The sequence below is a fragment of the Kineococcus vitellinus genome, assembly GCF_009906315.1.
GTDB lineage: Bacteria > Actinomycetota > Actinomycetes > Actinomycetales > Kineococcaceae > Kineococcus > Kineococcus vitellinus.
Genome location: NZ_JAAALL010000131.1, coordinates 441 through 11,738 on the forward strand (window position 1 = coordinate 441; position 11,298 = coordinate 11,738).

Annotated in this window: 7 protein-coding genes and 1 pseudogene; all 8 read right to left on the minus strand. The window is 76.8% G+C overall.

The genetic code is table 11. From position 1 onward, the window contains the following. Window positions 1-966, minus strand: a pseudogene (locus tag GTQ99_RS12745) (UDP-N-acetylmuramate--L-alanine ligase); the annotation flags it as partial. Beyond that, window positions 963-2,057: an undecaprenyldiphospho-muramoylpentapeptide beta-N-acetylglucosaminyltransferase gene (gene murG / locus GTQ99_RS12750; protein ID WP_166616112.1), complete on the minus strand. Its 1,095-nt coding sequence runs from the start codon at window positions 2,055-2,057 to the stop codon at window positions 963-965. The gene murG and the pseudogene GTQ99_RS12745, both read right to left, overlap by 4 nt. Continuing rightward, the gene (gene ftsW, locus GTQ99_RS12755) at window positions 2,054-3,415 is read right to left on the minus strand and encodes a putative lipid II flippase FtsW (RefSeq protein WP_338074960.1); all 1,362 of its coding nucleotides are present in this window, start codon (window positions 3,413-3,415) and stop codon (window positions 2,054-2,056) included. The genes murG and ftsW overlap by 4 nt, the downstream gene beginning before the upstream one ends. A gap of 1 nt (window position 3,416) precedes the next feature. After that, window positions 3,417-5,000 carry a UDP-N-acetylmuramoyl-L-alanine--D-glutamate ligase gene (murD, locus tag GTQ99_RS12760; RefSeq protein WP_240897325.1) on the minus strand — a complete coding sequence of 528 codons (1,584 nt, stop codon included), beginning with the start codon at window positions 4,998-5,000 and terminating at the stop codon, window positions 3,417-3,419. Further along, entirely contained in the window at window positions 4,997-6,088 is a 1,092-nt protein-coding gene (gene mraY, locus GTQ99_RS12765; protein ID WP_166616114.1) for a phospho-N-acetylmuramoyl-pentapeptide-transferase, read from the minus strand. The genes murD and mraY overlap by 4 nt, the downstream gene beginning before the upstream one ends. Beyond that, on the minus strand, window positions 6,085-7,560 hold the full coding sequence (locus GTQ99_RS12770) for a UDP-N-acetylmuramoyl-tripeptide--D-alanyl-D-alanine ligase (RefSeq protein WP_166616115.1): 1,476 nt from the start codon (window positions 7,558-7,560) through the stop codon (window positions 6,085-6,087). Before GTQ99_RS12770 ends, mraY begins: the two co-directional genes overlap by 4 nt. Then, entirely contained in the window at window positions 7,557-9,266 is a 1,710-nt protein-coding gene (locus GTQ99_RS12775) for a UDP-N-acetylmuramoyl-L-alanyl-D-glutamate--2,6-diaminopimelate ligase (RefSeq protein ID WP_166616118.1), read from the minus strand. The genes GTQ99_RS12770 and GTQ99_RS12775 overlap by 4 nt, the downstream gene beginning before the upstream one ends. 87 nt (window positions 9,267-9,353) lie before the next feature. Next, entirely contained in the window at window positions 9,354-11,234 is a 1,881-nt protein-coding gene (locus tag GTQ99_RS12780) for a penicillin-binding transpeptidase domain-containing protein (protein WP_166616116.1), read from the minus strand. Between the last annotated feature and the right edge of the window lie 64 nt (window positions 11,235-11,298).

Here is an 11,298-nt window from a genome sequence, read left to right on the forward strand (position 1 = left end):
AACCTGCTCAACGCCGCCGCCGAAGACCGCCAGGCCCGCCAGCACGGCGGCGGGAGCGGCGCCGACCTCCACCGCGGCCGCGTAGGCGGCGGCGGCGTTGAGCAGGTTGTGCCGGCCCGGCACGAGCAGGCGCAGCTCGCCGACCGGCTGCGCGCCCTCGTGCAGCAGCGCCGAGGGCCGGGCGCCGTCGCGCACCTGCTCCAGGCGCACGTCGGCGTCGGCGGCCGTGCCGTACGTGCGCACCCGCACCCCGCGCCCGCGGGCGACCCGCGCCAGCCGCCGGGCACCCGGGTCGTCGGCGCAGGCCACGAGCAGCCCGCCCGGCTGCAGGCGCTCGACGAACTCCTCGAAGGCGGCCACGACGGCCTCGGGGGTGCCGTAGTGGTCCAGGTGGTCCGGCTCGACGTTGGTGACGACGTCGACGACCGGCGCGTAGGCGCGGAAGGAGCCGTCGGACTCGTCGGCCTCGGCGACGAAGGGCCCGGCGCCCTCGCGCGCCCCGCCGTCGCTGCCGCCGGTCAGCTCGCCGCCGATGGCGTAGGAGGGGTCCAGGCCGGCCTCGGTGAGGGCGACCGCGAGCATCGAGGAGGTCGTCGTCTTGCCGTGCGTGCCGGCGACGGCGATGCCGGCGCGGCCGGTCATGAGCGCCGCCAGCGCCTGCGAGCGGTGCAGGACGCGCAGACCCCGCTCGCGGGCGGCGAGCAGCTCGGGGTTGTGCGGGCGCACCGCGGAGCTGACCACGAGGGTGTCGCCGGGGCCGAGGTCGCCGAGGTTGGCCGGGTCGTGCCCGACGACGACGCGCACGCCGAGGTCGGCCAGGCGGTGCAGCGTCTCGGAGTCGGCGGCGTCGCCCGGCTGCTGCGGGCGCGTGGCGTGCAGGTCTCCGGCACCGACGCCGCCGATGCCCAGCAGGTGCACCCGGCCGAGGTCGGCGACGGCGACGGGCGCGGGGGTCGGCGCGCTCACCGGGCCGCCGCCTCGACGAGGTCGGCCAGCCGCTCGTCGCCGTCGCGCACGCCGAACCCCGCGGCGGCCCGCGCGGCCGCGCCCAGCGCCGCCGCGTCCGTCAGCAGCGGCAGCACCCGCTCGCGCACGAACGCCGCGTCCAGCTCGGCGTCGGGCACGAGCAGGCCGCCGCCGGCGGCGACGACGGGTTCGGCGTTGCGCCGCTGCTCGCCGTTGCCGACGGGCAGCGGCACGTAGACCGCGGGCAGCCCCAGGGCCGTCAGCTCGCTGACGGTGCCGGCCCCGCTGCGGCAGGCGACGAGGTCGGCGGCGGCGTAGGCGGTGTCCATCGCGTCGGCGTACTCGCGCACGGCGTAGCGGTGCGCGGGGGCGCCCTCCAGCGGCGGCAGCGGGACCCGCTTGCCGCGGCCGCTGACGTGCAGCACCTGCACCCCGGCGCCCAGCAGGTCGGGTGCGCAGGAGCCGAAGACGTCGTTGAGGCGCTGGGCGCCCAGCGAGCCGCCGGTCACCAGCAGCGTCGGCAGGTCCGGGTCCAGGCCCAGCTCGGCCCGCGCGGCCCGCCGCCGCGCGGGGCGGTCGCCGGCCGCGGCGAGGGCGGTGATCTCGGTGCGCAGCGGCATGCCGGTGTGCACCGCGCCGGCCAGCGGGGTGCCGGGGAAGGCGACCGCGGTGCTGCGCGCCCACCGGGCGCCGAGGCGGTTGGCGATGCCGGGCAGGGAGTTCTGCTCGTGCACGACCACGGGCACCCCGGCGCGGCGGGCCGCGAGGTAGGCGGGGACGGCCACGTAGCCGCCGAAGCCGACGACGACGTCCGCGCCGACGTCGTCGAGGGCGCGGCGGGCCGCGGCCACCGCCGAGCGCAGCCGGCCCGGCAGGCGCAGCAGGTCGGCCGAGGGCCGGCGCGGCAGCGGCACCCGGGGCACCAGCGCCAGGTCGTAGCCGCGCTGCGGCACCAGGCGCGACTCCAGGCCCTCGGCGGTGCCGAGGACCAGGACGCGGGTGCCGGGGTCGCGCCGGCGCAGGCAGTCGGCGGTGGCCAGCAGCGGGGCGACGTGCCCCGCCGTGCCGCCACCGGCGAGCAGGACGTTCACCGAGGAGCCTTCCGTGCGGTCGTGCGGTTCTTCGGCGCCGGGCCACCGGCCCGGCGCGGCAGGACGGCCAGCGAGCGGGAGATGACCGACTCGCGGGCCTTGAGGGCTTCCGGCGCACCGGGTTCGGCGCGGGCGAAGGACAGCAGCACCCCGATCGCCAGCAGCGTCACCGCCAGCGCCGAGCCGCCGTAGGAGATGAGCGGCAGCGGGATGCCGATGACGGGCAGCAGGCCCAGCACGACGCCGACGTTGATGCAGGCCTGCCCGAGGACCCAGGCGGCCAGGCCGGTCACGGCCAGCTTGGTGAACAGCTGCTCGGAGCGGCGCACCAGCCGCAGGCAGGCCAGCGCGATGACGGCGAAGAGCACGAGGATGGTCAGCGTGCCGGGCAGGCCGAGCTCCTCGCCGATGACGGCGAAGATGAAGTCGTTGTGCGCCTCCGGCAGCCAGGACCACTTCTCCCGGCTGGCGCCCAGGCCCAGCCCCCACCAGCCGCCGGAGGCGAGCGCGTACTTGCCCTGCACGGGCTGCCACGACAGGCCCTGGATGGCCTCGGCGCTGTCGCCGGCGCCGAAGAGCCAGTCGTGCACGCGGTCGCGGCGGTTGCTGCTGGTGAGCACGGCGACCGTGGCCACGAGCGCACCGGCACCGCCGGCGAGGGCGAACCACTTCGCGGGGACGCCGGCGGCCCACACCACCGCCACGACCATGGTCATCATGACCAGCGCCGTGCCGAGGTCGCGCGCGAGCAGGACGAGGCCGATGGTCAGGCCGGTGGGCAGCGCCAGCGCGCCGAGCAGCTGCAGCGGTTCGTGCAGCCGCTCGCGGCGCCGGGTCAGGGCCAGCGCGAGAGCCAGCACCAGGGCCAGCTTGGCGGCCTCGGAGGGCTGCCCGCCGAAGGGCCCGATCGCGATCCAGTTGCGGTTGCCGTTGACGACGCGACCGACGCCGGGCACGAAGACGAGCAGCTGCAGCAGCGCCGAGCCGAAGAGGGCCGGCACGGCCAGCCGCGACCAGGCGGCGGCGGGCACGCGGCTGGCCACCACGAGGGCCAGGCCCCCCAGCACCGCGAACATCGCCTGGCGCTGGAAGAAGTAGAACTGCGAGCCGTACTCGGTGAGGGACTCCACGCTGGAGCTGGAGAGCACCATGACCAGCCCGATGACGACGAGCACGGACGTCGTCGCCAGCAGGACGTGGTGCGTGGCCAGCGGCGAGTCCAGCAGGCGGGCGCGCTCGCGCACCCACTCCCCCGTCGCCTCCAGCCACGCCGGGCGGCGCCAGCCGGCGCCCGGTCCGGACGCCGGGCGGGCACCGGCCGAGCGCGCCCGCGGCGCCTGCGAGCCGGTCAGCGCCACGTCAGCCGTCCCGGCGCCCGAGGCGGCGGCGCACCGCGGCCGCGAAGGCGTCGCCGCGGTGGGCGTAGGAGGTGAACTGGTCGAAGGAGGCGCACGCCGGGGCCAGCAGCACCGTGTCGCCCGGCTGCGCGGCGGCCGCCGCGCGCTCGACGACGGCGTCCATGAGGGCGTCGGCCGGCGGGGTGTCGGAGGCGGGCACGTCTGCAGTCTGCGGGAGGTCGACCTCGGCGACCGGGACATCCGGCGCGTGTCGCCGCAGGGCCTCGCGCAGCAGCCGCCGGTCCGCGCCGATGAGCACCGCGGCGCGCAGCCGCCCGCGGTGGGCGGCCACGAGGTCGTCGAAGCGGGCGCCCTTGGCCAGTCCCCCGGCGATCCAGACCACGGGGTCGAAGGCCGCCAGCGAGGCCGACGCCGCGTGCGCGTTGGTCGCCTTGGAGTCGTCGACCCAGTGCACGCCGTCCGCCCGGGCGACGGTGGCCACCCGGTGCGGGGCGGGGGTGAAGGCGCGGACCCCCTCGCGCACGGCGGACTGGCCGACCCCGGCGGCGCGGGCCAGCGCGGCCGCCGCCAGGACGTTCTCCACCGCGTGCGGGGGCACCGGGTCCTGCGAGCCGGCCGGGCGCAGGTCGTCCAGCGAGCACAGCTCCGCGGCGCTGGTGGCGCGCTGCTCGACGAAGGCGCGGTCGCACAGGACGTCCTCGACGAGGCCGAGCGTGCCGATGCGCGGCACGCCGGTGGTGAAGCCGACGGCGCGGGCGCCTTCGACGACGTCCGCCTTGCGCACGAGCTCCTCGGTGCGCGGGTCGGCGAGGTTGTAGACGCACGCCCGCTCGGTGTTCTCGTACACGCGGCCCTTGGCGCGGGCGTAGGCGTCCAGCGAGCCGTGCCAGTCGAGGTGGTCGGGCGCGAGGTTGAGCACCGCCGAGGCCAGCGGCCGCAGCGAGCTCGCGGTGTCGGTGGACAGCCAGTGCAGCTGGTAGCTGGACAGCTCCACCGCGAGGACCTGGTAGCCCTCCGGGTGGCGCAGCGCCTCCACGAGCGGGGTGCCGACGTTGCCGGCCGCCGCGGCCCGCAGCCCGGCGGCGCGCAGCATCGAGGCCAGCAGCTCCACGGTGGTCGTCTTGCCGTTGGTGCCCGTCAGCGTCAGCCACGGCGCGGCGCCGCCGGCCGGGCGCATCCGCCAGGCGAGCTCCACGTCGCCCCACACGGGCACGCCCGCCAGCGCCGCCCCCACGAGCAGGGGCGCATCGGGGTGCCAGCCCGGGGAGGTGACGACGAGGTCGTAGGCCGCCCACGGCTGCGGCGGCTCCTGCACGTGCTCGGGGCCCAGCAGCACCTGCGCGCCGAGCACCTGCAGCAGCTGCGCCTTCTCGCGCGGGGCCTCGCCGGTGGCGGCGTCGACGACGGTGACCTCGGCGCCCACCTCCAGCAGGGCGTCGGCGGCCGCGAAGCCGGACAGGCCGATGCCCGTGACGAGCGTGCGCAGCCCCGACCAGCGCGAGCCGGCGTCGCGCAGCTCGCGCACCCGGTCGGTGTCGTCGGCGCGGGGGCTGGGGTTGCCCAGCCAGCTGTCGAAGACGGTCATGCCCCCGTGACCCATTCCGCGTAGAAGACGCCCAGGCCGAGCGAGACGAACAGCCCGGCGATGATCCAGAACCGGATGACGATCGTCACCTCGCCCCAGCCCGCGAGCTCGAAGTGGTGCTGCAGCGGCGCCATCCGGAAGATGCGCTTGCCGGTGAGCTTGAAGGAGCCCACCTGCAGGACCACCGACAGGGTGATGATGACGAAGAGGCCGCCGAGGACGACGAGCAGCATCTGGGTGCGCGACAGGATCGCCAGTCCGGCCAGCGCGCCGCCCAGCGCGAGCGAGCCGGTGTCGCCCATGAAGATCTTGGCGGGGCTCGCGTTCCACCACAGGAAGCCGAAGCAGGCGCCCATGACGGCGGCGGCGACCACGGCGAGGTCGCGCGGGTCGCGCACCTCGTAGCAGCGCGCCTCCACCTCGCTGAGCACGTAGCAGCTCTGGTTGGACTGGAACGTGCAGATGAGGACGTAAGCGGCCAGCACCAGGGTCGTCGCCCCGGTGGCCAGCCCGTCGAGGCCGTCGGTGAGGTTCACGCCGTTGCTGATGGCGGAGGTGATGAACAGCGCCCACAGCACGAACAGGACGGTGCCGGCGGCCGCGCCGGCGAACGCGAGGTCCAGCGGGGTGTCGCGCAGCACGGACACGTGCGTCGAGGCGGGGGTGGCCCCGTCCTTGCCCGCGGCGGGGAACTGCAGCGCCAGCACGGCGAAGGCGATGCCGACCAGGCCCTGGCCGGCGAGCTTGGCCCGCGGGCGCAGGCCCAGGCTGCGCTGCTTGGAGATCTTGATGAAGTCGTCGAGGAACCCGACGACGCCCAGGCCGGTCATGAGGAAGAGGACCAGCAGCCCCGAGGCCGTCGGCGGCGCCCCCGTGAACAGGTGCGCGGCGCCGTAGGCGAGCACCGCGCCCAGGATGATGACGGTGCCGCCCATCGTGGGGGTGCCGCGCTTGGTGTGGTGGCTCGTGGGGCCGTCGTCGCGCACGAACTGCCCGTAGCCGCGGCGCACCAGCCAGCGGATGTACAGCGGCGTGCCGAAGAGGGCGACGACGAGGGAGAAGGCCCCCGCGATGAGGACGGTCCTCACGCCGGCGCCTCCGTGCTCGTGGTCGGGTCGGTGGTCGGGTCGGTGGTCGGGTCGGTGGTCGGGTCGGTCAGCGGGTCGGCGGTGAGCGCCAGCGCGAGGCGGGACAGGCCCGCCCCCTGCGAGGCCTTCACCAGGACGACGTCACCGCTGCGCAGGCGGGGGCGCAGGAACTCCAGCGCCGCGTCGACGTCGTCGACGAACGCGGCCTCCTCGCCCCAGGAGCCCTCCATGACGGCGCCGGTGTAGACCGGCCGCGCACCGGACCCGACGACGAGCAGCTGCGCGACGTCCAGGCGCACCACGAAGCGCCCCAGCGCGTCGTGCTCGTCGCGCGAGGCCGGGCCGAGCTCGAGCATCTCCCCCAGCACCGCCCAGGTGCGCCGCCCGCCGGCCATGCCGACGAGGGCCTTCAGCGCCGCCCGCATCGAGTCGGGGTTGGCGTTGTAGGCGTCGTGGACGACGGTGGTGCCGTCGGCGCGCTCCACGACCTGCATGCGCCCCGGGCTGACGCCCTCGGCGGCGCTCAGCGCGGCGGCGACGCCGGCCAGCGGCAGGCCCAGGCCGAGCGCCGCGGCGGCGGCGGCCAGGGCGTTGGTCACCTGGTGCTCGCCGTGCAGGCGCAGCCGCACGTCGGCGCGCTCCCCGCCGCGCACCAGGGTGAACCCGGCCCGCGCCCGCTCGTCGAGGACGACGTCCTCCGCGCGGACCTCGGCGTGCGCGGAGCGGCCGAAGGTCAGCACCCGCGCCGTCGTGCGGGAGGCCATCGCGGCCACCCGGTCGTCGTCGGCGTTGAGCACGGCCAGGCCGTCGGCGGGCAGCGCCTCGACGAGCTCGCCCTTGGCCCGCGCCGTCACCTCCAGGGAGCCGAACTCCCCGGCGTGGGCGGCGCCCACGACGAGCTCCACGCCGACGTCGGGCCGCGCCAGCTCGCACAGCGCGGCGATGTGGCCCAGCCCGCGGGCGCCCATCTCCACGACGAGCGCGGCGGTCCCCTCGTCGGCGCGCAGCACCGTCAGGGGCGCGCCGATCTCGTTGTTGAAGCTGCCCGCGGGGGCCACGACGGGACCCAGCGGGGTCAGCACCTGCGCGAGCAGGTCCTTGGTCGTCGTCTTGCCCTGCGAGCCGGTCACCCCGACGACCACCGGGCCGCGACCGCCCTCGCGCAGCCGGCGCAGGGCGCCGGCCGCCAGGCGGCCCAGGGCGGCCACGCCGTCCTCGACGAGCACGACGGCCGTCCCGGCGGGCACCTGCACCTCCCGCTCGGCCAGGACGAGCACCGCACCGGCCGCGGCGGCCGCGGCGGCGTGCTCGGCGCCGTCGGTGCGCTGCCCGGGCAGCGCGACGAACAGCGATCCCGGTGCGGCCAGCCGGGAGTCGACGACCACCGGCCCGTCCACGAGGGTCGACGCGGCCCCGGCGACGAGCCGGCCACCGGCCAGCTGCGCCACCTCCGCCGCGGTCAGCGCGATCACGACCCACCTCCTCGCGCGGCCGGTGCCGCGCTCTCCGCCTGGTGCTGCGCGTGTCCCCGGGTCCCTCCCGGGGCGTGGTCCTGCGTGCGCGCCGGCGCGGAGCCGCGCGCGCGCTGCTGCGCCCGGCGCCGCAGCGCCTCGGCCGCCACCAGCCGGTCGTCGAACGGCGTCACGACGCCGGCGACCTCCTGCCCGCTCTCGTGGCCCTTGCCGGCCAGCAGCACGGTGTCGTCGGCGCCGGCGCAGCGCGCGAGCGCCGCCTCCACGGCGGCGGCGCGGTCGGCGACCTCCAGCACCTCGGCCCGCCCGCCGCGGGCGCCGGCCAGGACGGCGGCGCGCACGTCCGCCGGGGGCTCCGAGCGCGGGTTGTCGTCGGTGACGACGACCACGTCGGCCAGCGCCGCCGCGGCCGCGCCCATGAGCGGGCGCTTGCCGCGGTCGCGGTCCCCGCCGGCGCCGAGGACCGCGACGAGGCGGCCGGGGGTGGCCGCGCGCAGCGTGCGCAGGACCCGCTCCAGGGCGTCGGGGGTGTGGGCGTAGTCGACGACGACGAGCGGCTCGCCGGGGGCCCCCGTGCCCACCGCCTGCATGCGCCCGGGCACGCCCTCGGCCTGCGCGCTGCCGCGCTCGACGACCTCGGCGGGCACTCCCAGCAGCAGCGCCGCGACCGCCGCCAGCGCCGTGTTGGCGACGTTGAACCCCCCCGGCAGCGGGGAGGTCAGCGCCAGCTCGGCGCCCGGGCCGCTGAGGCGGAAGGTGCTGCGGGCGCGCTCGGCGCGCACCTCGTGCACCACCCAGTCCGGTGCGGGGCGGGCGGCGAGCGAACCGGCCCCGCCCGCACCGCCGGCGGGCCCGACGGTGACGACGGGGACGGTGGCCCGCTCGGCCATCCGCGCCCCCCAGCCCTCGGGGTCGGCCGGGTCGGTCCACACGACGCCGCGGCGGGCGTGCGCGGGGGTGAACAGGCGCGCCTTGGCGGCGAAGTACTCCGCCATCGAGCCGTGGAAGTCCAGGTGGTCCTGGCTGAGGTTGGTGAAGACCGCGACGTCGAGCACGAGGCCGTCGACGCGGTGCTGGGCCAGGGCGTGGCTGGAGACCTCCAGCGCGACGCCGCGCACGCCCGCGGCCACCATCCGGGCCAGCAGGGCGTGCAGGTCGGGCGCCTCGGGCGTGGTGCGCACGCTGCTCACGCGCTCGGCGCCGATACGGGTCTCGACGGTGCCCAGCAGCCCCGTCGGCCACCCGGCGGCGCGCAGCAGCGACTCCACGAGGTAGGCCGTGGTCGTCTTGCCGTTGGTGCCGGTGACGCCGACGCTCGTCAGCCGCCGCCCGGGGAGGCCGTGCACCCGGGCGGCCAGGTCGCCGAGCACCGCCCGCGGGTCGTCGACGACGAGCAGCGGGAGCGGCTCGGCGGCCGGCTGCGCGTCCCGCGCGGCGGTGGCGAGGTCGCGGCCGGCGGGGTCGGTGAGCACGGCGACGGCACCGGCCGCCGCGGCCTGCGCGCAGAAGCGGGCGCCGTGGACGTTCGCGCCGGGCAGCGCCGCGTACAGGTCGCCCGGCTGCACGCGGCGGGAGTCCAGCGTCACACCGGTGACGGGCACCGCGGCCGGACCCGCCGGCGTCGGCGCGGCGACGCCGAGCAGGTGCGCGATGTCCACCAGGGTCAGGGGCCCAGCGGCGCTGCCGGCGCCGGGGCCGTCGGTCATCGGCACGGTGGGAGGTTACCCGTCCGCGGGCGACGTCCCGGCCCGCCGGGTGCGCGTGTTGCCGTCGGGCGCCCCGCCGCCGGCGCGTCAGCCGGCGGCGGCGTCACCGGCCGCACCCCCGGGGACCTCCGCCGCGGCGGCCGCGTCCTCGCCCCACGTCAGCGGCAGGTCCGCCGGGGCGGTGGTGGAGGGCGCCACGTCGCGCTGCTGCAGCGCGTACGTCATGACGTCCTTGAAGACCGGCCCGGCCGCGGCACCGCCGTAGTAGTTCGTCCGGGGGTCCTGCAGGATCACCGCGACGACGAGTTCGGGGTCCTCGGCCGGGGCCATCCCGATGAAGGAGGCCGTGTAGCCGGAGTAGCAGCCGCACTCGGAGTCGTAGCGGTTCGCCGTGCCGGTCTTGCCCGCCACGAGGTAGCCGGGGATCTCGGCCGCCGCCGCGGTGCCCTCCTCGCTGACGACCGCCTGCATCATGTCCCGCAACGTCTTCGCCGTCGACGCGCTCACCACGCGGGTGCTCGCGCCGGCCGGGCTGGCGGTGGTGTTGCCGTTCGGGTCCGAGGTGCCCGCGACGAGGGTGGGTTCGACGCGGACCCCGTCGTTGGCGACGGTGGCGAACACCGAGGCCGCCTGGACGGCGTTGACCGACAGGCCCTGCCCGAACATCACCGTGAAGCGCTGGGTCCCCGAGTAGTCCTCGGGGTCGGCGAGGATGCCGCCGGTCTCGCCGGGGAAGTCGAGGGTCGTGCGCTGGCCGAACCCGAAGGCGCGCTGGTAGTCGTACAGCGTCCGCGCGTCCATCTCCTCGCCGGCCTGGATCGTGCCGGTGTTGCTCGACTGGGCCATGATCCCCGCGAGGGTCAGCTTCTCGACCGGGTGCTCGTGGGAGTCGTGGAACGTCTTGTCCGAGCGGCGCAGCTCCCAGGGCACGACGAACTGCGAGGCGGCCGTGGAGGTGCCCTCCTCCAGCGCGGCCGCCAGCGTGACGACCTTCGCCGTGGAGCCCGGCTCGAAGCTCTCGGTGAGCGCGGTGTTGTTGAGCTCCTCGTTGCGCAGGTCCGTGAGGTTCGCGGGGTCGATGCTCGGCGCGCTCGCCATCGCCAGCAGCCGCTGCTGGCGGTCCATGACGACGACCGTCCCGGAGCGCGCCCCGGTCTCGGCGACCTTGGCGGCGATCGCGCTCTCGGCCTTCCACTGCAGGTCGGAGTCGATGGTCAGGTGCAGGGAGGTGCCGTCGACCGGTTCCACGGTCTCCTTGTCCCCCAGCGGGATCTCCTGGCCGCCGAGGCTGCGCTCGTAGCGCATCGAGCCGTCGGTGCCGGTGAGCAGCTCGTTCTCGGCGAGCTCCAGGCCCGACAGCGGCCGGTCGACGGTCCTGCCGTCCTCCTCCCCGCTCGTGCCGAGGACGCCGACGAGGGTGGAGGCGGCCGCGCCCGCGGGGTAGATGCGCTGCGTCGTGCGGCGCGCGGTGATGCCGCTGACGCCGGCGTCGGCGACCTGCTGCCACACCTCGGGCGTGATGCCCACCGCGACGACGGCGTACTGGTTGTCGCCGGTGAGCTTGGTGGTCAGCGTGGCCTCGTCGATGCCCAGGACGGGTGCCAGCTTCGCCGCCGCGCCGGCCGGCCCCTGCGCGAGGTCGTCGTCGAACCTCGAGCCGTCGGTGCGGGTGTTGAACGTCTTGACGATGGACGGGTCGGCGATGACGTCGCGCCGCTCGACCGAGGTGGCGAGCACGACGCCCCGGTCGTCGACGATGTCGCCGCGGTGCGCGTACAGCGTCGTGGAGGAGGTGCGCTGCTTGAGGGCGCGCTCGGCCAGCACGGCCGCGTCGGCGCCCTGCAGCTGCACCAGCCGGCCCGCCAGCAGGCTGAGCCCGAGCAGCACGACGATGACGAAGGCGCGCACGCGCCGGTCGGGGCGCAGGTCCCCGGCGGCACCGGTGGGACGGCGGGACGGACGGGGCACGGGGGGACCTCTCGAACCTCGGTGCGGTGCGCCGGGCGCGTCAGCGAGCCGCGGCCGCCCCGGC